Source organism: Parendozoicomonas haliclonae (assembly GCF_900174585.1).
Classification (GTDB): domain Bacteria; phylum Pseudomonadota; class Gammaproteobacteria; order Pseudomonadales; family Endozoicomonadaceae; genus Sansalvadorimonas; species Sansalvadorimonas haliclonae.
In genome coordinates this window covers 24,770-45,875 of the sequence record NZ_FWPT01000011.1, presented here as the reverse complement: position 1 = coordinate 45,875, position 21,106 = coordinate 24,770, and the positions used below count along the sequence as shown (strand labels likewise).

Below are 21,106 nucleotides of genomic sequence, written 5' to 3'. Positions count from 1 at the left end.
ACAGAATGCATGTCGACACGATCCGAGCATCCATCATTGCGGCTCTCTGCTTTACGCCTTCCTGTTTGCTGGCGGCATGGACATCACCGGATGGCTCTCTGACGATTGGTGGTAATGCCGAGCTGAACTTTGATGTGATTCATGATGATAGAGGCGTGCATATCTGTGCCAAAGATGGAGGTTGTAAGGATGGAGCCGCAAAGGGTGATCCAACGACCGGCAAACTGACTAAAGCCCAATTGAACGACGATTCTCGGATACTTTTGCAGGTGGAATGGAATCTGACCCGGGATGATGGTGCGTTTGTGAGCGCACAGGCCGAACCCCTGATTCGCACAGATAATCAGGTGCTGGTAGACGAAGCCTACCTGATGTTTGGGTACAAGAAAGAATGGTACTTCCAGCTTGGTCGCTATGAGGCGATGAACCTGTTCCCGCTGGGTAAAGATATAGCCATGTTCTATGCGGCTGGCTCCGATGGTATCGGTGAAGGTATTTATTACTACATGGCCAAGGAGGCCAGAGGGCGGTTGGATAAGGCCGGACAGGCTCGGATAGTGGGAGAAATGGGGCAGTGGACTGCCGAGGTGTCCACCATCTACGGCAACACTGCCGATATTCTGAAAAGCTCAACCATCTACCGCAATGATGCCGAGCCGAATGTGAGCTCAGATAACAACAGCTTTATGGTTCGTCCGGCTATTAATTATCAAAGCGAAAATAATGGTTGGGGTGTGAGCTTTGGGGGGGAGTATGAAGTTAATAAAGACTCAGTTACCTATGCAGGGCCAACAGATGTTGCGCAAAAATATGATTTAGCCCATCGCTATGGTCTGGCTGCAACGACCACAATTAACACCGGGCAACTTGAATGGAATACTAGTGTTGCCTGGCAGAATGCGAAAGAGTCTTGGAAGGCCTGGACGGTAAACAGCAATATTATCTATGCTGGCGCTGCTGCTATCGGTGCTTCCTATGCCAAGAATAACTTCAAGCACGATGCTACAACTTACAAGACAGAGGATGCCAAATCCTATCTGATCTACACATCCTACACCGTTCCTATCCTTGGCTTTGAAAATACTGCGGTCACATTTGCGCTGTCTTACTCCGATACCAAAAATGCCTACGGCAAGAAGGGCGTGGATGAAAAGACCACCGCCTTCCGAACCCGGTTTAATTATTATTTCTGATGTGTGAAAGAGAGCCTCTGAAGGGTAGTGCTTCTGAGGCTTCTGGCTTAAGCGCTGGTGGACTCAGGTGTATCAGCTTCAGCAATGACAGTGTCTGCTGCACTGGCTTCAGCTTCCAGTTTGGCACGATCAGCCTTACTGATGTATTTCGGCTTGCTGCTTTTGGGAGAAAGCTTCGCCTTGGCCTTTTTAACTCGGGCTTTAAGGATCTGGTTCCCTTTCTTACGACGGTTCATGCATAACAGCTCAATATCTAAACAGGGCTATGATATCAGCGTTGAGCAAAGAGCCAAATCCGTGCAGGGAACGCAGTTGGCCTGCTACTTCTGACATCTTACAAAGATGAAGTTCGGGTTTCTCGACAGGAAGTTATAGGCACTCTCTGATAGCTCTTTGACCTTATCGGATACCTGCCCTTCGGAGATGCGGGTAATTACCAGTCCGGAAGAGGTAATGGCATCTGTCAGCTCGCTCAGTGAACGGCGATAGAACTTAACCTCTAATGGCTTACCAACGGTATCCCATTCCTGCGTAACCAGTTCACGATCAAAGTAGTTTCCGGTTTGTGAGTACTCAAAATCGGCCAGTGGATGATGCATTGAGAACACCATAACGCCACCCGGTTTCAAAACCCGGTATACGTCTTGGAAGAGCGGATTGAGGTCTTCCAGATAATGGAGAACCAGAGGGCAAATTATAAGGTCGTATGACCCAGTTTCTTCCTGCGGCAGCCCGAGCGAAATATCCTGAGCATAAGCGGTGACCTTCTCGCCCAGCTTTGAGCGTACCAGATCAACCATGGCTTCCGAGTAATCAATACAGGTAACAGCATCAGCGCCTTGGTCGAGCAGATATTGGGCGTACACACCTGTGCCACAACCTAAATCCAGCACGTTCAGACCACGGATTTCCGGAAGCAGAGCCTGCAGAGAAGGGCGCTCAAAATGGGCGTTATAAATATTATCCTGAACAGCCTGATCATATTGTTCGGCGTATTCAGAATACATGGCTGATTTCATGGTCGTGCAGTCCGTTTAAATAGCTTTTCATTATACCCCGAGCTTCATACAGCTCTAGGCTGCATCCAGCTGGTGAAAACGATCCTGTTGCCGCTGCTTTCGCAAAAGCATCAGTGCCAAAGTCATGGTAAGTAGTTCTGCAACAGGAATGGCAATAAATATACCTTTCTTTCCAAGTAGCCATGGGAGTGTAATAAGCATTAAGGCTGGAAAGAGAAATGAACGTGCAAGGGCTATGGTGCCTGCATATAAAGGCTTTTCCAACGCGGAAAAATAAGCCATCAGCACAACACTGATGCTGCCAAGAAGGAACACAGGGAATATCCAGATCACAATCTGACTGGTCAGGAGGATGGCTTCATTATCGTCCTTTATGAAAAAGCCAGAGACCCAGGTCGAACCTAAGAGAGCCAGCAAGAGAAAGCCAATCCCCAGAGTGAGTCCGGCTATCATTGCTAACCGAAGAAATTGAGCGACACGTTCAGGATGCCTGGCGCTGGTATTTGCACTGACCAGCATTTGCAGGCTATCGCCAAATCCGAAGGTAATGGTTTCCTGTGTTTCCAGAAGAAAGTTCACAACCGTCATGGCAACCAGCCCGGGCAAGCCAAACTCGGCGATAACAATCCAGTTGAATAACAGGATAAACAGAGCCGACGCCCCATCACTCAGGCCATCCGAGATACCGTTCTTCATAGTAGTGAAAACTTCGGTCCATTTACGTTTTGTCAGTGTCCAGTGGAGTTGGCGGTCCTTGCGGAGAAAGTGAAGCAACAGAGTCATAAAGCTGATCAGTGCGCTGATGCCTGAACCCATGGCGGCTCCGGCCACGCCAAGTTGCAGCTGACTGACCAGTATCCAGGTGAGAACAATATTACTTGTCGCTCCCATCATCATGGCGGCTGAAGCCAGTGCCGGGTTATTGTCCAGACCAACAAAATATTCAAGGATAAAGGCACTGGGCAATACCAGCGTAAACAGCAACATCACCCAGAGGTATTCATGCAGTTGTGGAGCCAGAGCTTCATCGGCACCAAGGATTTGGACCAGAGTATCCAGTCCCAGAATGCAGAGCAGAGCGAGCAGGGCAATCAGGCTAAAGACGGCAAGAATGGCCTGCGTGAAGATACGTGATGCCTCTTTGAGCTTTCCCCGGCCAAGATAATGGCCGCAGCGAATAGATGCCCCGGTCGCAATCATAACTTCGATAGCAATAAACAAACCAAGTATCGGCATGGCCAGATTGACCACGGCTAATGCCTCCGGCCCCACGTAGTTACCCAGAAAATAACCATCAATAATGGGAACAGAAGACTGGCAGAGTATGCCAAGTGACCAGGGGACAAGGTGATAAAAAAACACCAATACAGGTTTTCCGGTCAGCTTGTTGAAATCAGGTTTGGTGTCAGGCTTCATTGTTCATTGGATGATGCCTGCAGGCTACGCCCTGGCATGAGGCTCCCAAAAAGAGGCGAAGTATAGGCCTGATCTTTGAGTACCATCTTTGGCTATATCCGTTGCTTGACCCGTCTATAAGTGCAGGGTTCAGAATGATTGCGTTGCCTTTCGAGAGAAGTGAGATGCTGACGATTACCGAGCTGGCGAGAAGGCATGATGTTTCTCGTACAACCATTCTTTACTACGAACGTGAGGGGCTGTTACTACCCAGATCCCGGTCTGAGAATGGTTACCGCTGGTATGGCGAGCAGGAGGAAAACCGACTGGAAGCCATTAAGGCCTATCGCTCTTATGGTGTACCGGTTCGTGATATCTGTTCGCTTCTCGATATTCCGGAAGGCATGGAGCAAGAGCGTGTTTTGCGCAGACAGTTTGCAGCACTGGAGAATGAAATCCAGAAACTGCGGCAGCAGCAGAATGCGATCGTGATGCTATTGGAACATCCTGAATTACTGGAGCAACAAATGGTTAATAAAGAACGTTGGGTCGAGATTATGAAAGCGGCTGGTTTTGATGAGCAAGCCATGCAGAACTGGCATAAGCAGTTCGAGAAAATGGAGCCGGAAGCTCATCAGGAGTTTCTGGAGTCCTTGAGTATTGAAGCTGAGGAAGTTAAAGCGATTCGTGAGTGGTCGCGCAAATAATAACTTCGCAAAGAAAAAAGGCTGTGCATTTGAACAGCCTTAACACACGTACAACAACTTTAAATGCAAACAAGTTTCTGATGTATTGGATTACATCTATAAGAGTCGCTCTTCTCTAACGGTTTGTTTTAATTCTAATGCGGGTTGTTAATTCGTTTAGGTTAAGCTGCGCTCACCAGTGTTGTGATTTTTTCTGATGCGCTGGCCATTGCGTTTGTGTAGTGCTCATTTCCGTAAGCCAGACCTTCAGCATAGATAAATTCGATATCTTCTATTCCTATGAATGCAAGCAGGCTCCTGATGAGTGGTGTTTGCAGGTCGGCAGTGGTGTTTTCATAAGCACCGCCACGAGATGAAATGACATAGGCTTTTTTATTCTCAAGCAGACCTTTATGCTGACCCGGGCCCGTATAGATAAAAGTCTCGCGGGCACGCATCACGTGATCAAACCAGGCCTTGAGTGATGATGGGATACTGAGGTTATAAAGTGGTGCGGAGGTCACCAGAATATCTGCACGTCTCAGTTCCTCGATCAGAGTATTGGATAGCTCTAAAGCACCCTGTTGCTTTTGGTTTAGCTCTCCCTCTGGATTCTGAAATGCAGCCATGGTGTTGTGATCAATATGCGGGAGAGCATTTTTAGCCAAATCGCGGATGACTACGTTAGAGTCAGGCTCTTTCTTTTGCCAGGCCGAAGTCAGCTCGTAAGCCAGTTGTCTGGATGCAGAGCTTCCCTGATTCACACTGCTATCAATCTGTAAAATCGTAGTTATAGTATCCATTACTCATTAGTGATGGTTGCTGGTTGTTTTACATAGCGGCTGCGGATTACGTCATATACCCAGTTAAAGATAATGGCGTAAATAAAGAAGAAGGTGACGGCGCCAATATCCATAATCAGCACATTCAAAAAGCTTTCCTGAGTCACATACATAATGGCCGGGAAAGAGGTCGCAATCATGCCAAGTTCAAAGCCTGCTCCATGAAGCAAACGTTCGGAAAACTTTCTGGAAGCGCGATCATCACCACGAATAGAGTCGTATACCCAATTGAAAACAAAATTCCACAGCATCGCGATAACCGAGAGTGCGATACTCAAACCCGCCATTGCACCAGCACTCTGACCTGAGGCCAGCATGGCCAATGGCACAAACATAGCCAGCGCGATGATTTCAAACAGAAACATATGAACGATGCGTTCTTTAATGCTCATAGCTTTAGGTGCCTCCTCAGTTTTTGCCTATTTTGATCAACAAATATGATTGTTTGAAGTTAATAAATATCAGATATTGTGATGGTTGAGCGGAGTCAGTGCGGGAGATGGAGATGTACAGTCTGGATCATTTGCGCATGCTGGTGGAGACCGTAGAAACGGGTTCTTTTTCGGCATGTGCACGAAAGATCGGTAAGGTTCAGTCAGCAGTCAGTCAGGGGATTGCCAGCCTTGAGATCGATATGAATCTTGAACTCTTTGACCGTACCACGCGCAAGCCAACGCTGACTCCAGAGGGGGAATATGTTCTGGAATTTGCCCGCACGATTTTGCGTCAGGTTGATGATCTGCAACTGGCCACAGCCTCAATGACTATAGGCGAAGAGATGCGGGTTTGTCTGGCTGTGGATCGCGCGTTTGAGCTACCCCGACTTCAGCAGCTCTATCGCGATTTCAGTAATAAATACCCCAATACCGAACTGGAAGTTCTCTCAGTAGCCAGCCCGGATATCTATGATCTGGTGAAGTCTGGCCGAGCGAATGTGGGGTTAACCTTTGCCAAGCTGGATATCGATAAAGATGTCGAGCTATGTGGTATCGGGAATATGCCGTTTATTGCCGTGTGTGCCACGGATCACCCTCTGGCACAGAAACAAAAGATCTTCATGCATGATGTGATTCCATACCGGCAGTTGCTTCTGCGTGGAGCCTCGGGTTTTGAGCTGGGGCACTTCCCAAAAATGTCCACGCTGGCCTGGTATTCCAATGATATTCACAGACTTTACTCCATGCTGATTAGTGGTTGCGGCTGGGCTTATATTCCGGCTTATGTTGCGGAAGGTTGGATCAGCAAGGGGAAGATAGAGCGGATGGATGTTTTGTTTGATCACAAACCCTGGAGTCCACCGGTGGAGATTGTGAGCCCTAAGGCTTCTATTGGGCCGGTTACTGCCTGGGTGATAGAAGAACTGAAGAGTCTTTTTGATAATGACTAGGCGGTAAACGCTCATTTTTCAGGCGTACAGGATATAGAAAAGCCTGCTCTCAAAAAGAGCAGGCTTTTGTATTAAGCGCGTATTCGCTTGATCAGAAGTCGTAACGAACCTTCGCACTTACACTATCGGCTTTAAAGCTCTTCTTCCAAGTGTGGTCGTAGTTCAGGGAGAAGGTCAGGTTATCGCCGGCCAGGTAATCCAGGCCAAGGCCTGCCTGCCAGGTTGTTCTCTCTGGCTTGTCACCAAACGTTGTCAGAATGGTTTCACCGGTCAGGAAGCGGCTTTGGGTTTTTGCCTGATCTGCAGCAAAGTCATGCCAGCCCATCAGATTAACCGAGACGTTCAGGGTGTTTTTGTTAAAGCTGAAGGACTTCATGGCAGCGATACCAGCACCCAGCTCTACTGTTTCATAACGCTGGGCCTGTATCTCTTGCGCGCCAGCTGTGCCTTCTTCCTGGTACTTGCCAATATCAACCCGTCCGTAGTTAAACGAGACAGTAGGCTGCAGTTGTATATCCAGATTCTTGAGCGGAATATCCTGCCCCACCGTCAGGCGCAGGCCGTACTGATGCGCGTCGAAGTCAGACTTGATCAGCTGATTAAAACGCTTGGCCTTGTTTTTGGTACGGCCGGCACTGGCCATCACATCAGCAAACCAGTCTTTAAACTGCCAGCTGGCATAGAACGAACCAATAAAACTGCTGGCGGTAGTCGTGTTGTTGGAGTCTTTGGTGTTGGTCTTGCTTTTGGCTGTGGTGAGAGCGGCACCAGCGACCCAATCGGTATTTAATTCGGTATCCAGGCCGACAGTAACGCCGGTTAAGTGAGAGGTGAAGCCTTTGCTGGCATTCCTCGTTTCCTGATTACCTTTACTGTGCAGAACCTGAGCCCAGAATCCACCGGATTGAAACATATCACCGGAGCTGATACCGGTACCGCCCGAGCGCACGGAGCTGGTACGGGTAGCAATACTGCCAAAGGTGGCCGACTGTGTGGCAGTGGCGGCAGCCGTCGTGGAGTTGGAATCCTCAGGCTTAAGGTCTTCGGCCAGATCGGCAAGCTCTTCTGAGCTATTACTGGCCGCTTCAAACAGGGCGTAGAGAGGATCGGATTCATCCAGTTCAGTGATCACGTCCTGCTGGAAGGTACTGATGACTTCCTGAGCATCCAGGGAGGCACCGCTTTGTTCAATGACATCGCCGACATCTTTGGCTTCAACCCGAATTTTCAGGGCATTATCTTCAGCGACGACAGTGATATCGAACAGAGGGGAGTCCGTTAGAACTTTCAGATAACCTTCTGTGTAGTTCAGGGTGCCCTCAGCTTTGAGAAGGATGAACTCTTTTCCGGCGCTGGCATCAATGAAATTTTCTATGCCGCCATCAATCTGAATCTCTACAGCTTCATTGAATGTAATGTTTCCCGGTGCTGTGAATAGGGGAGCATTGCCAGCGATCACATCACTTTCTGAGATGCCGTCTATTTCTACGTAAGGCTTGGGGAAGCCACCCTCGAAATATACCGGGTCGTCGGGAGATGAAACACCGAGGTCACCGTCCATGCCCTGGTCATTGGAACCCTGAATATCACCAGGAGGGATGCTGCCCTCAGGAAAACCTTCGGGTGGGATACCGCCTTCAGGGATACCTTCAGGAGGCCCGGCAAAAGAACCCGCTTCGTCAAAAAGTGATTCATGAAAAGGGGCCGGATCTTGTTCTTCGGCGAGGGTGAGTTGGCTGTAAGTGCCCGATAAAAGCACAGATACAATTGCAGCAGGCAAAAGACTCTTCTGGAATTCCATTTCAATTCTCTATCTCAGGTGTTGTCGATCCCTCCTACTTCATTCCACATTGAAGGGTTAACTGGCTTTAGCGACGGGCTACAGCAGTGGTGTCGTGTGGTCTTCCCTGAGTGTAGGGTCAAAGTTGGGCAACAATGGACGTTCTACTGAGAGTTTGTCGGGCGGGGTCGAAAATCTGTCACATCCTTTTAGAGATAGTCCGTTTCACAGGTTCTTTTTAAGGGTTCTTATGGGGCAGAGAAGATAAAGCTTCAGTTTTTTCGGATGAGCAAGATAGGCAGGGCGTCGAGTAGGAAAGCCTTAATATAATGCATGGAGGAATGCCAGATCCGGATCGAAGGTATCAGTAACAAAGCCTGAAGGTTTACAGGCTATGCCGATACCCGGTTCATAAGACTGACTTCTGAAGCACAGCATATAGCCCATGCTATGGTCCGCTTTCGGAAAATTGACACTCTGTCAGTTAAACTGAAAGTATCCACGGCACCGATATCATCCCGCTCCTGTTAGCGTCACTTGACGTGTGATGTTCCTCAGCTAATTTTGGAAACAGTTCTTATCGCTGGGAGGGCATATCATGAAAAAAGGCATACACCCTGACTATAAAATGGTGGCTTTTCATGATGCAGGTGCAGATAAATATATTCTGGTTCGTTCAACGGTGAAAACCGATAGAACCGTGGAAATAGATGGTCAAACCTATCCTTGCATGGGCCTTGATGTTTCCTCTTACTCACACCCGTTCTATACCGGAACCCAAAAGGTTATGGATACCGGTGGCCGTATTGAACGCTTTAACAAGCGTTTTGGTATGCCAACCCTGAAACGATAAAGATTTATCGTTTCAGAATTCGTAGTAGTAGAGAAAGGATGGTAGAGACCTGAAAAGCCTCTACCGGTGGACTCGAAGCACCTTGCCGCTATCCGTCAGCAGATACAGGCTTCCATCTTTCGCCACCTCAATATGACGCAGGCGCTCTTTAAGATGTTTCAGCAAAGAGGTTTCTTTGCCCGGCTTGTTATTTTCCATGTGAACCCAGCGTAACTCACGGTTTTTAAGCGTAGTATTTAGCAGGTCTCCATGGAACTCAGGGAACATGTCACCGTAGTAAACGACCATGGATGATGGTGCGATAGAAGGCGTCCAGTTCACGAGTGGCTGTTCCATGCCCGGATATTCGGTGAATGGCGTGATAGAAGCACCAGAGTAATCACGCCCATAGGTGATCACAGGCCAGCCATAGTTCTTGCCCGGCTGGATAATATTAATTTCATCGCCACCGGCAGGGCCGTGCTCATTGGAGAGCACTATATTGCGTTGTTTGTCGTATACGAGCCCTTGAGGGTTTCTATGGCCGATGGAGTACAGCTCTCCACGCGCCTCGGTATCGGAGAGATAAGGGTTATCAGAGGGAATGGAACCATCGTCGTTCAGGCGGATAATTTTTCCCAACAAGCTGTCTTTCTTCTGGGCATGCTCTCTGTAGTCAAAGCCATCACCAATAGCCAGCAGAAGAGTGTTGTCCGGCATAAAAGCGATTCTGCCTGCATAGTGCACAGGTGTATCTTTGGAAGGCGCTGCAGTAAACAGAATCTGTTGTTCAGTCAGTGCGTTGTTATTGAGCTTGGCCCGCATCAGACTCAGAGCATTATCACTGAGAGTGCCGTGGGCATAGCTGAGATAAATCCAGCCGTTTTGTGCAAACTGAGGGTGAAGCTTGATATCCAACAAGCCACCCTGGCCGGCAAAATAAACCTCAGGAACATCTTCGATGGTTTGCACCTGGCCCTTGGAAATGCGTTTGAGTTCGCCAGAACGTTCGGTAACCAGCAGCTGCCCGTCAGGTAGTTCAGCTAGAGACCAGGGGTGACTCAGCTCGTTGGCGACTTCGTCCACCTTGAATTCCGGCTGATCTGCCCGGAGAGGTTGCACCAGCAACAAAAGCAGCAGGACAAAAAGACTCTGCGGGAAAACAGCCTGTTTAAACGTCACATGCCTCATTATTCGTGTTCTCCGGCTTGGGATATTGTGGGCCTCAGTATTCCATAAACAATGCCACCGCACACACCAGACAGGCACTGCATGGCAAAGCCAAAATCACTGCGGGCACCGGCAATCAGGGTAATATCGAGAAGCGGCTGCATTAACAGCAGGGCACTACAGAGGGTAAATCCACCGGCCAGCCCCCACCACATCCACGATGGATCGGGTTGCTTTGCCAGCTTCTTTGAGATCAGTTTCAGAACCGAAAAAGCTATTAACAATCCAATCGCTATAACTGCCCCGTAAGCAGGCATCAGGCCAGCGATATCGTCCAGTATTGCCTGTATACGAATAGATGTTGTAATTGAAATACCCAGCTCTGCCAGTTCATGCAGCACAAAAAGAGTGTGACTCATGCATGCCAAAAGAGCTGTGACGAGAGCTGCCGAGAGAAACGCGAATACTGTTTTTACTTTTCTTGTTTTCATTCTTATGTAGAGCCCTGCTTGGGCGAGGCTTTGGTGTCGCTGCTTAGTTCTGTACTGGCCACTGTACAGTATGAAGTATGCAAAGAACTACTCTTCACTTGGGATCGCAAGAAAGATGCAGTCTCCAAGTTTGACCCTGCTTATATGGATATCATGAGTGTTTAGGTCTGCTTTCCTTAGGCTGTTTTATCCAGCTTTACAATGTGTTCCATAAATACTGGAACATTTGGAGTAGTTTGATTTTTCCAGATGATAAGCCAAGGAGTTGTTGATCAGATAGCAGAATATTATTCCTGCAAAGAAAGACGTAATTAAAAGTCTGTTCATCCACTTCAGAGTATTTTGTGATGGTGAATAAGTAGTCTCTATCAGCGACCATATATGGATTAAAGGAATCAGTCCCAAGAGTAGAAGGTATGTGGCTTCTGGCTGAAAGTTGATCTGGTCAAGGTTAGAAGTCATGGACTCAGAAATGAAATGAATTTCACGTATCGTGTACACGACAGTTGCCACAGAGGCTATATCAAAGACGAGCAGCGTGAGGTGAGCATGAGATTTTTTCATTTTTTATAAAATATGCTTTTGGCAACACGACTATTGTTGCTGGCCTGCCACTCTATGTTTTTTTAAGTTGTTAAAACATTCTTTTTCATTAAGCAAAATACACTACCCCAAGATTCCTCCCTAACGTTAACGTATTTCACTGTGACACCAAATTGATATCTGGAGGAGCTAGCCCATAACCAAAGGGAACAACTCAAAGGCCGGTGGCTAGCATTGTTACAGGAGCAGCTCCTGAGGTTGGAAAACACGTTATAACGAAAAAATAGGGGAGTGGACCCAGAATTCGGAAGAAAGCTCATAACCAGCACATGGCCTGAAAGCCAGTCCGTCGTGCTCGTTACTCTTTATGTTGGCCATACAACGAAAAAAGCCCCGAAGCATGGCTTCGGGGCTTTTAAATATGGTGCCTAGGGACAGAATCGAACTGCCGACACGCGGATTTTCAATCCGCTGCTCTACCAACTGAGCTACCCAGGCTTGGGCTGTCTTGTCTTATGCAGAGGAGATGGTGCCTAGGGGCGGAATCGAACCACCGACACGCGGATTTTCAATCCGCTGCTCTACCAACTGAGCTACCCAGGCTCTGCGACAAGTGCGGGCGTATTAAACTGTTTTCGTTTTCCAGAGTCAACACCCGCAAGCGAGATTCGCAGCATCATAGCCCTCTTTTAGGGAAAACCCCTATAAAAAGAGCGTGTTATTTGCCGGCTTCCGGCACATAACCTTCTGCCTGATCAAACTCATCACCGTTCAGGAACTTTTCCATCTGCTCCTGGAGGTACTTACGTGCTTCTACATCCATCAGGTTCAGATGCTTTTCATTGATCAGGCGGGTCTGATGCTGTTGCCACATCTGCCAGGCTTCCTGAGATACATTCTCGTAGGCCCACTGCCCCTTAGGACCCGGCATTGGGGGAACCATCAGGCCGTCAGCTTCTTTCTTCAATTTGATGCAGTGGACTTTGCGAGACATGAAATGCAGCTCCAGTTACGTCAGTGTCGGGAAAATAGTACAGCCTTACAGGCCTTATGAGAATGTTGGGCATGCTGACAGTCTCGCTACTTTGTTTTTTGAGCGTTAGAGGTCAAATCTGGATGAAATAACGCTCGGATACCAGGCATGGCTACACCCACACGATTGCCCAACAGCAAAGGTCAAGAGAGCCTTACCAGCACCTTCCCTCCCACTCCGGCTCGGAGAGGCGTATCGCGTGCGGGCGTCTGGAAGCTGGTTCAGGATCCGGGGACAGGGATGGTTGTTTCGGTTGTTGGTCAGGATGGGGTGAGTCGCGAGCTCAGTACCTCTGCACCAGAACCTAAGCCACGGACGAAGCGGCCACCTCCGATCACTGAACGTAAGGTTCAGCAGGTCACAACTCCAAGCACGGAAAAAGTGAAACCAAAACGTCCTGCGCCAGAACCACCGGCAGAAAAAGTTGCTGAAAGAAAGCGCCGGATGACCATGGTTCCTAATGCTGACAGCGGGGCCACACCTACGCTGAAAAGCAAGGTGTTCACCTCTCAGTTGGAAAGCCTGCTGCAAAGAACATCGTCACAAACGGATGGAGATACCGAGAACCAGAGTTCTGTTTCGACTCTTGAGGGCTCTGCGAAGATATCGGGGCGTGGGATAACTACTCCTTTACCCGTACCTGTGCTACGCCGACCAAAGTCCGTCAGTCATGATGATTCCTGCTCTCAGGATACCGGTTCTTCGTCATCCGGGTCGGTAACCAGCAAAAACAGGAGGTCTATGTACCTCTTTTCCAGAGGTTCCTCAGACGATAAAAAGAGAGGGCAATCCCTGACGGATAAGGAAGATGGGATTCTGAGCATGATGGTGAGCCAGTTGAAGTTCAGCAACACCAAAAAGGCGATGGGCTTCATCCACTATCTGAATGATGATGACAGTGACTATGACACAAGTCATTCGGACTCTGGCAGTGAACCGGCCACACCTGTGAGCAAATCTTTTTCGTCGTCCTCAAGCTCTTTAGCCGGGGATGACCTCTTTCATAATGATCAGCCTGTCCAGCTACAGCGCAGAAGCCGTTTGCGAGAGACTCTGTCACTTACGGATGAGAAATCTCCCCTCTATCTGGCGATTTCAGAAAGCTGGATGAAGGAGGTTTTTGACCTAACAGATAGAGAGAAAACCAACATTCAGCTGCATTGTGCTCAGTTGCTCAATTCCAGCCGTTTTATCCCTGAAAATGATCAGGCCATGTGCCAACTGTTAAAGAACTACTTATGTGTTTATCAGACACTGTTTCATTCTTATTTTCCCCGTACCTGTGAGGTGCTGATCAATATTTCAGTGGGATCCGATGATCATGGAGGTGCTTCACCAACTTTCCGATGCCCAGTCTGGAAGGAAGATGTGATTGAGGTGCTTTGTGAAGATGATGATTTTCTTTGCATTGATACTGGCTCTGTTGGTGCCATTACCACCAGGACGGGTTTACTTTTGGATGATGTCGAGAAGGTTTTGAGCTCCGAGATTGTTACGCCAAAAGATATCCTGAATATGCGTTATATCCCGGCGACGGATAAGTACATCCGGCTTTATAAAAAAGTGAAGGAATTTAAAGAAGCTCTGCCCGGGAAGGAGATGGATGGAGAAGGTGCCAGGAACAATCTTGTAAGCTGCTTCAGGGATGATCTGGAAGATCTGCAAAGCAAGATCGCAGATTACAACAAGGCGTTGAAAGCCTTCAGTGAAAATGACTTCAGGAATAAGAAAACCTGGGATTACTGTATACGTGTTATGGCTGAGACAGTGAAATCCTATCTGGGAAAACGCTACAGCGGTTCAGAGCTTATTGATCGTGTCTCGATACTGGAAAAGTGGCGTGAAGGGAAAACCTACCGTTATCCCGGGCATCCCAACCGGCCACATATTTATGAAGACCTTACCACCTGTGAACAAGAGCTGATGGTCTTGTTCAAAATAGAGAAAAAAGTCTTCGAGCAATATCGGGAAGAGCGGTTAAAAACACAGCCGGCCACACTCCGCTCCAAGATCTTACCGTTTCATTTTAACGACAGTTTTCATCAAATTACGATTGAGCAGCGTCCGGCTACGTTTATTTATCTGGGAGAGGCCAGAGATGGGCGGGAATATGATTTGCTGTCGTTTGATGGTCACACCTACCCTTCCTGTCAAAGAGATGCGCCAAGGGCCGTTAACCTGATGGTGACAAGGGTCAAGCTCGGCGATGATGTCATCCTTAAGGAAGTCCGCACTGCAGTTCCTTATGCCTATGCGGTAAGCAAAAAAGCAGAACGCAACCAGATCACAGACCAACGCTGGAGAGACATCCTGACACTTTGCAGTGTGTCGTATTTTCCCCGTCGAGTGCTCAATAATTTCTGCCCTGAAGGCGAGTTAAGCAAGCCGGCGTTTGCTGTGCCGGGTTTTTATATGTGTTTGTTGAGCCCGGATAACCTGCGGCCACCATTTTCGACATTTGAGGGTGTCGATAACGAGCGTAACTGGTGTTATGAGATCGATAAGAAAATGGAGGATCTCAGCAGCAAGCCTTTGCAGTTGAATATAAGAAAGCGAGATGGCCAGAAAGGGCATATCACCATCCGGCCCAATCTGTTTCTGTTTGTCTGTCCGTGTAATCAGTTGGGTTACTCTTCAAGCTTGGATTTTGCCAAGGCCTGGGAAAATGCCGATGTCTACAACCACAAAGCTTTTTTAAAACTGTTTGGAACGACCTCACCAGATGAACCGATAAAGCCGGATAGTTTTGTTGGCACCTTCCTGACTGAACATCAGACCCTTGATCCCATTGTTCTGAAAGAGATCGAAGAGATCGCTTATCTGTTGCGATCCATGTTTACCAGACGGCTGCATCATACGTTGGGGCAGGAACCGTTTCTTTTCCATAACTACTTGAGTGAGCTGGGGCGGCTTTTAGGCGTGGCGAATATCAGTGGCTGCAAAAGTGCCAAAGACCGAACCGGTAACTATGAGCGTTCCAATATTGAGATGGCGTTGCGATTGAGCCTGTCTCGAAGAAAACTGAAAGAGTCTCTGGGCACCATGGAACCCGGAGAGGGTGCTGCAACAGAAGAAAGCTCTCTGCAAAGCATGCAGGTTCTTCCGCCTATAGATCGGCATCTGACCGATACCGATTTTTTTAACAACAGTCTTCTGCTGCTCTGTTCAAATCAGCTGGAAAATACCATGGACTGTACAGGTAAGCCGGGCGTTAAAATCCCGCGTTATATGTTGGGGCAGGTGCACATGTTGTACCCGGCAGTCAGCGGTTATCACAAATCGGACAAGGATAAAGGCAGGCCCAAACCGCAAGGCTCGGGTTCTGTCGATGGTGCTGCAGCTGCCGTTATAAGCTCTTCAAAAGGCGCTGTAACAGGCTTTTCACTGGTGAAGCCTGGCCAGCCGACAATGCCTCCTGCAGGTCGATCCACCTGGTATCTGGACGATCAGAAATCTGATTAGCCAAAGCACGGGCTTCCTGTTCAAGGATTGATCAGAAGACTTCTTTCGTCTTCCACTACACCCCTGATGATTCGCCTGCGGCCAGCCGGTCTTTGTTCTTTGACAAATTGTAGTTGGACGACCAGTTTGCCTTCAGCATCTGTGACTATCCGGGCACTATCGGCTGACACACCAATTAAACGCTGCCAGCCATGTCCACGGTCAATAATGCCGCGCCATGTATTGGAATCATGGATAAAACCAGGGTTGCCAACATTAATGCTCCGCTCTGTCTGGGGATTTTGCTGGAAAGTGAATGAAAGTTTATTGAAGAAGGAGGGTTGTCCTTCAGTATGCCAGCTTTTGGGGGCCGCCCGCAGGAACATTCCATACATGCTGTCATCTTGTCGTACAAAGTCGAGCCAGTAGTCCATATTCCCCAGTCTGGCTGTAGTCGTACTGAATTTCTGTAGTTTGGAATCCATACAAAGCTGCATCTCGGGGATGGTCCACTGAATAGTTTTTGCATCCGGATTCGTGCCCGCTGAACCAAACGGTAAGTTATGGTGTTTATGTTGTGCACGCAAAAACTGGTGAAGTCGCTCATCTCTTCGATCTATTCGTCGATCCTGCATTTGTTCCCGTTGCTGAAAATTACCCTGCATTTCTAACAACATGGACTTCAGCTGGATATTTGAGTTCTGGTGTGCGGCTGATAGTGGGCGATCGTCCTGCGCTATTTCTGTGAGGCCTAATCGGTTATCACTTCCCATACTCTTAAAAATGAACACCACTTGTGAAAATGGCTGGTCTCCTCTTAGTTTGCCAAGTAGTACATGTTCCGTATTAAGATTGATCGAAAGGGGAGGGTCAGTAAACGGGATTCCGTTATTGATGGTAGTTGCTTGCATTTTTCCATAGACAACATCCGGTCTGTCATCCGGTGCTCCCATATATTGGAACTTTATTCTGATATGGGAAGCTAAATCAGCCTCAACGGACATCATATATTTCCTTTCGTCTATCAGCAGCGGATAGGTGATTTGACCACCATTGAAAATATCTTTCTGGTCAATAAGAAGATGAAGCGCGCTGGGTAAGACGGTGACGGGACTGCTCTTGTATCTTAGCGACAGACCGGCGGCTGGTGTTACGGCAAGATGATCCTGAGAATGGCTACCGCTTTTCCGGTTTTTCACAAACACAGACGCAGCCCTGGACCTGATATGTTCATCAGCCATCAGCCACTGCTTGTAACGGGAATGGTTGCTGTAACTCATGGGATAGAATCCGGGCTTGCTGATCTGGCCGGTATTGGGTGCATCAGCCGTCATCTGATAGTTTGACCGATTCAAATGCAGTGTCATAAAGGCTGGGGGGATTGCATCTTCCCGGGATGGGGATAGAAAAACCAGCTCGACTTCTACGCTCTCCTGTTGCTCTGTAACTCTGTCGAGAAGTGCCTGATCACCCAGCATGTAAACATCGGCAGTGTGCGGAGGGTCAAGGCTGAGTTCACCGGAGCCGTGATAGATAATGGCAAGGACCAGCCGGGCCGTTCCATGAATATTGCCATCGATCAAAAACGGTTCTGAATAGTATACCTTGGGCAACTTCGGCAAAGGTGTGCCGGGCTCCCCGTGCAGATTGATGGAGATAAACTGTCCGCCTTCCCAGTGAGCCAGAGAGGATGACAAGTGCAGTTGCCGGGCCTGATCGTCCACCCTGGCTATCAGTTTGGTCTTTTCTGCTTCCAGCCCCTGAATCTGGTTATGCATACTGGTAACCAGTTCATTTTGAACAGTCAGAACTTCCTTCATCACGGTATAGATATCTGAGGAGTCCAAGGATATTCGTCCCAATAGCTGTGCTGCTTTCTGCACTTTGCAGTCATTACTGCTGCAGTGTTGCTCCATCTCATCGCGCAATATTGAGCCTTTGCACTCTGTACAGGAGACTGATGCTTTGCCACAAATGTCTGAATGAATATCAAGGCTGTTTCTCGTCACCTGTGCCCCGCACCCCTGAGGGCAATCAATATCCTGATATTCACACTCGGCTACATGTTGTTTGTAAGAATTCTTTCCCTCCCCATTGCCATATTTCACGGTCCAACTGCAGCCTTCATTGTCACAAAGAACATCTATGCTCCCGAGGCTTTCACTCCAGCCATTCATTAGGGTGTAACGCACCTCGTGCGCTTCAATCGTGTCTTCTGGCGCCTTAAGATAGAAATCGACTTCATCATCGTGATTTGTGGATTCACTGGACTGGGTTGTGGCACTGACAATGCTTTTGTCGCATTGTGGACAAGTTAGATTGCTACCCTTGTGTTTCTTATAGTCGGCAAAGCATTCTTTGCAGGCATAAGCCGTACAGGATGAGCAGTGAAGCGGAGATTTTGCTGGAACATTCTTACAGAAAAGACACTCCCCCAGAGGTGCAACCGGTGTACCGGTGCCTGGTATTGATGTTGTCGATAAATGGTCCAGATTATGGCGATAGATACCGAGGTGCCCGTCTAATGTCAGACCTTTTCTGCCGGCTTTCAAATCATGGGAGAACCCTGCCAAACCGAGGCCGGCCGTGATGCAAATAATGACGAAGAGAGCGTTAGTAAAAGAAGGCTTTAAGCCTTTGATCGTTTTACTCACAAGTCTGCTCTGACTGCTAGAGGACTATTCCGGGGGCAGCAGTGTAGACAACCTCTGGAGGCTCTCCAGCTATCGAGAGAAAGGGAAGTTGGCAAACTTATCAGGCAAAGGTAGGCCCAGGCTAAAAGGCCTCGGCCGCACCCTGTCCGGGATTGTTATAAGCTTTTCAAAAGGTTCTGTAGCAGCTTTTTTACCGGTGAAGCCAGACCAACAGACAATGCCTCCTGTAGGTCGATCCATCTGGTATCTGGACGATCAGAAATCTGATTAGCCGTACCTTCCGTGAAGGCTTTTACCGGTTCGATATGCAGATGATAGTGGCTGAAGGTGTGGCGGAAGCTATTCCATACTTCGGCATCGGTAAGCTGCATGGCCAGCGTCTCGTTCAGAGTCTCTGCCAGATCCCCTTCCGCAGAAAACTCCGGGAAGCTCCATAATCCACCCCATATGCCAGTTGGTGGCCGTTTTTCCAGTAAGACCTGCCCGTTCTCGTTAAGCAGCATCAGCATGCGCACATGCTTCTCTGGCAGTTCCTTTTTAGGCTTTGGTTCCGGATAGCTGGTTTCCCGCCCCTCTGCATGAGCGACGCACCATTGTGAGATTGGACACTCTGCACATTTGGGTTTGCTACGAGTGCATAGTGTTGCACCCATATCCATCATGGCCTGAGTCCAGTCGGGCAGGCGGGTGTCGGGAGTGTACCGGTCGGTAATCTCCCATAGCTCTTTGGCGACTGATGATTTCCCCGGCCAGCCGTGAACAGCATGCAGGCGGGCCAGAACCCGTTTGACATTGCCATCCAGAATGGATGCTTTGATCCCCATGCTGATGCTGGCAATGGCACCAGCCGTAGAGCGGCCAACGCCTGGAAGCTTCTGCAGATCATCCAACGATCTTGGGAACTGGCCGCCAAACTCATTAACCACCATCTGTGCAGCTTTGTGGAGGTTACGGGCGCGGCTGTAGTAGCCAAGCCCGCTCCAAAGCTGGAGTACAGTATCAACGTCGCCAGCTGCCAGATCGGCAACGGTTGGGAAGGTTTCCGTAAAACGCTCGAAATAGGGAATGACTGCCGCAACAGTGGTTTGCTGCAACATCACTTCACTCAGCCAGACTCTATAAGGCGTAATGTTCTGCTGCCAGGGCAAATGTTTGCGGCCGTACTGGTCGAACCAGTGAAAGATGGCATTCTGGATGGCGGCAGTTTCAGGCATGGGCAACAACAGACAGTAGGGGTAACAGAAGGGAACATTGTCGGTAACCAATCACGGAAAAACAACAGCTGACCGGTTTGTCAGCAACCCCGGACAGCTGGGTGCATCTAAGACCTGATCAATATGTTTTTGAGGGGTTGGTATGTTCGGTTACACCAGAGATACGTCTCACCACGGTTTTACTACAGATCGCAGACATTGGAAGCCTGGACGCAGACAAGTAGAGACTGAGGCTCACCATCATGCCAGCCATTTTCAATTTGGTTATTGGGGAGTGAAGCCTGTTCCGAAAGCAAAGGAAGCTGTACGGTTGCCACAGTTGGTTGCATCGGATAACAAACAAGGTCCGGAACCAAAAGTAGAGAAGCGTTCTTCTCCTGAGCCCGTCCGTTTCCCCAGAATTGAATACCGAGCCATCTCTGTTCAGACTGATCCTGTCGAAATTCATCCGGTTGATAAAGGCAAGCCAGCTGCGGTTAAGCCAAAGCCAGCAACTCCGAGATTGCCAGAGCTGACGGAAAAACTAACGGCTGCGGAGAGGGGGGAACTCAGAAATAAATACAGTCAGAAGCGACTTCTCGACACCAGCACAGCGAATTATCTCTATGCTTTACGGTTACGAAGTGGAGCGACTCCCCGAGATATTGTTATTAAGGCCAAGCAAGTGGGCTTTGCTGACAGTGATATTCAACATGAGGCCGACATTCTAACCTCGCTGAAGCATTCAGCCATTATTTGCAGCCTGTTTACCCTGTCAACGAAGACAGGGATGGCACTGGTTCTCCCCCGCTACGAATGTGCACTTGATCAGGCTCTGCTCGGGAAGAGCAAGTGCATTCCCGCCAATACATTTACCTTCGAGTTTATCTGTAAAACGATGAGTGATATTGGTGAAGGTTTGATTTACATGCATGATAAAGGCATCTATCACAACGATTTACGAGCTGATAATATTTTATTGGATAAGCAGAAATATGCCGTAATTTGTGATTTTGATCTTGCCTCAACCGCAAGAGATCCTGAAGTGAAACTGGACCCCCGATTTGCTTTTAACACCGTCGTGGCTCCGGAAATTTACGACAAAAAGAAGGGCGCTGACCATGTGCGGGTAGATATATTTGGAGCCTGCAGCATCTTGCACAGTATGTTGAGCAAGCATACTGCTGCCCTTTACTGCAAATGGGTCGAGCATTATGGATCCAAGTACAGCCGGGTACATAGAGACAAGGGTGTTAATGCACTGCACTGGCGTTTGCAGGGGAAACCCAATTCAGCACAGGCGGCATTTGTTCACGATCATGTGGCTTTGAAAGGTCTCAGGCTGAACCCTAATGACAGGCAGAGTTCTATGACAGATGTGCTCAAAGGATTGAAGCCTCCTTCCTGACAGGCCGGGTAATTTCGGCTGTTGGGAAGGAGGGCTATA

Annotated in this window: 17 protein-coding genes and 2 tRNA genes; 6 read left to right on the top strand and 13 right to left on the bottom strand. The window is 48.6% G+C overall.

What is annotated here, in order from left to right:
- Nucleotides 1-5 precede the first annotated feature (5 nt).
- The gene (locus EHSB41UT_RS19905) at nt 6-1,193 is read left to right on the top strand and encodes a carbohydrate porin (protein WP_087112625.1); all 1,188 of its coding nucleotides are present in this window, start codon (nt 6-8) and stop codon (nt 1,191-1,193) included.
- A 47-nt stretch (nt 1,194-1,240) separates the two neighbouring features.
- Here EHSB41UT_RS19905 and EHSB41UT_RS19900 read toward each other — a convergent pair whose 3' ends face one another.
- The 3 genes from EHSB41UT_RS19900 to EHSB41UT_RS19890 form a co-directional block, all read right to left on the bottom strand.
- Nucleotides 1,241-1,429, bottom strand: a complete 189-nt coding sequence (locus tag EHSB41UT_RS19900; RefSeq protein ID WP_087112624.1) for a DUF2986 domain-containing protein — start codon at nt 1,427-1,429, stop codon at nt 1,241-1,243.
- A gap of 84 nt (nt 1,430-1,513) precedes the next feature.
- On the bottom strand, nt 1,514-2,212 hold the full coding sequence (locus tag EHSB41UT_RS19895; protein WP_207626717.1) for a class I SAM-dependent DNA methyltransferase: 699 nt from the start codon (nt 2,210-2,212) through the stop codon (nt 1,514-1,516).
- Between the two features lie 54 nt (nt 2,213-2,266).
- Nucleotides 2,267-3,628 carry an MATE family efflux transporter gene (locus EHSB41UT_RS19890; protein WP_087112623.1) on the bottom strand — a complete coding sequence of 454 codons (1,362 nt, stop codon included), beginning with the start codon at nt 3,626-3,628 and terminating at the stop codon, nt 2,267-2,269.
- A 134-nt stretch (nt 3,629-3,762) separates the two neighbouring features.
- Here EHSB41UT_RS19890 and EHSB41UT_RS19885 point away from each other — a divergent pair, with 134 nt between their 5' ends.
- Nucleotides 3,763-4,314, top strand: coding sequence for a MerR family transcriptional regulator (locus EHSB41UT_RS19885; RefSeq protein WP_242667372.1), 552 nt, complete (start codon nt 3,763-3,765; stop codon nt 4,312-4,314).
- Between the two features lie 161 nt (nt 4,315-4,475).
- Here the strand turns inward: EHSB41UT_RS19885 and EHSB41UT_RS19880 are convergent, their stop codons facing one another.
- Nucleotides 4,476-5,096, bottom strand: coding sequence for an FMN-dependent NADH-azoreductase (locus EHSB41UT_RS19880; protein WP_087112622.1), 621 nt, complete (start codon nt 5,094-5,096; stop codon nt 4,476-4,478).
- Entirely contained in the window at nt 5,096-5,527 is a 432-nt protein-coding gene (locus EHSB41UT_RS19875) for a PACE efflux transporter (RefSeq protein WP_087112621.1), read from the bottom strand. The genes EHSB41UT_RS19880 and EHSB41UT_RS19875 overlap by 1 nt, the downstream gene beginning before the upstream one ends.
- A gap of 113 nt (nt 5,528-5,640) precedes the next feature.
- Here EHSB41UT_RS19875 and EHSB41UT_RS19870 point away from each other — a divergent pair, with 113 nt between their 5' ends.
- Nucleotides 5,641-6,522 (top strand): LysR family transcriptional regulator, encoded by an 882-nt coding sequence (locus EHSB41UT_RS19870; protein WP_165767353.1) that lies wholly within the window; start codon nt 5,641-5,643, stop codon nt 6,520-6,522.
- A 91-nt stretch (nt 6,523-6,613) separates the two neighbouring features.
- Here EHSB41UT_RS19870 and EHSB41UT_RS19865 read toward each other — a convergent pair whose 3' ends face one another.
- Nucleotides 6,614-8,323, bottom strand: coding sequence for an autotransporter outer membrane beta-barrel domain-containing protein (locus EHSB41UT_RS19865; protein ID WP_087112619.1), 1,710 nt, complete (start codon nt 8,321-8,323; stop codon nt 6,614-6,616).
- 577 nt (nt 8,324-8,900) lie between these two features.
- Here EHSB41UT_RS19865 and EHSB41UT_RS19860 point away from each other — a divergent pair.
- Nucleotides 8,901-9,155: a type B 50S ribosomal protein L31 gene (locus EHSB41UT_RS19860; RefSeq protein ID WP_087112618.1), complete on the top strand. Its 255-nt coding sequence runs from the start codon at nt 8,901-8,903 to the stop codon at nt 9,153-9,155.
- Between the two features lie 60 nt (nt 9,156-9,215).
- Here the strand turns inward: EHSB41UT_RS19860 and EHSB41UT_RS19855 are convergent, their stop codons facing one another.
- The 5 genes from EHSB41UT_RS19855 to EHSB41UT_RS19835 all read right to left on the bottom strand — a co-directional run bounded on the left by EHSB41UT_RS19855 (nt 9,216) and on the right by EHSB41UT_RS19835 (nt 12,332).
- A complete protein-coding gene (locus EHSB41UT_RS19855) occupies nt 9,216-10,316 on the bottom strand; it encodes a PQQ-dependent sugar dehydrogenase (protein ID WP_207626716.1) in 1,101 nt (366 codons plus the stop codon).
- An 8-nt stretch (nt 10,317-10,324) separates the two neighbouring features.
- A complete protein-coding gene (locus tag EHSB41UT_RS19850) occupies nt 10,325-10,723 on the bottom strand; it encodes a hypothetical protein (RefSeq protein WP_087112616.1) in 399 nt (132 codons plus the stop codon).
- 1,037 nt (nt 10,724-11,760) lie between these two features.
- Nucleotides 11,761-11,836, bottom strand: a tRNA-Phe gene (locus EHSB41UT_RS19845).
- Nucleotides 11,837-11,865: 29 nt separating this feature from the next.
- Nucleotides 11,866-11,941: transfer RNA gene (locus EHSB41UT_RS19840), tRNA-Phe, on the bottom strand.
- Between the two features lie 115 nt (nt 11,942-12,056).
- Entirely contained in the window at nt 12,057-12,332 is a 276-nt protein-coding gene (locus EHSB41UT_RS19835; protein ID WP_087112615.1) for an oxidative damage protection protein, read from the bottom strand.
- Nucleotides 12,333-12,479: 147 nt separating this feature from the next.
- On the opposite strand from EHSB41UT_RS19835, the gene EHSB41UT_RS19830 reads away from it, so the two are divergent.
- Nucleotides 12,480-15,833 carry an inositol phosphate phosphatase SopB gene (locus EHSB41UT_RS19830; RefSeq protein ID WP_133060590.1) on the top strand — a complete coding sequence of 1,118 codons (3,354 nt, stop codon included), beginning with the start codon at nt 12,480-12,482 and terminating at the stop codon, nt 15,831-15,833.
- Nucleotides 15,834-15,853: 20 nt separating this feature from the next.
- Here the strand turns inward: EHSB41UT_RS19830 and EHSB41UT_RS19825 are convergent, their stop codons facing one another.
- Both EHSB41UT_RS19825 and mutY read right to left on the bottom strand, forming a co-directional pair.
- Complete coding sequence (locus EHSB41UT_RS19825; protein WP_133060589.1) at nt 15,854-18,466, bottom strand: hypothetical protein; 2,613 nt, start codon at nt 18,464-18,466, stop codon at nt 15,854-15,856.
- Between the two features lie 155 nt (nt 18,467-18,621).
- Nucleotides 18,622-19,680 carry an A/G-specific adenine glycosylase gene (gene mutY / locus EHSB41UT_RS19815; protein ID WP_087112767.1) on the bottom strand — a complete coding sequence of 353 codons (1,059 nt, stop codon included), beginning with the start codon at nt 19,678-19,680 and terminating at the stop codon, nt 18,622-18,624.
- Nucleotides 19,681-20,182: 502 nt separating this feature from the next.
- Here mutY and EHSB41UT_RS19810 point away from each other — a divergent pair.
- Nucleotides 20,183-21,067 carry a protein kinase domain-containing protein gene (locus tag EHSB41UT_RS19810; RefSeq protein ID WP_165767352.1) on the top strand — a complete coding sequence of 295 codons (885 nt, stop codon included), beginning with the start codon at nt 20,183-20,185 and terminating at the stop codon, nt 21,065-21,067.
- The last annotated feature ends 39 nt before the right edge of the window (nt 21,068-21,106 follow it).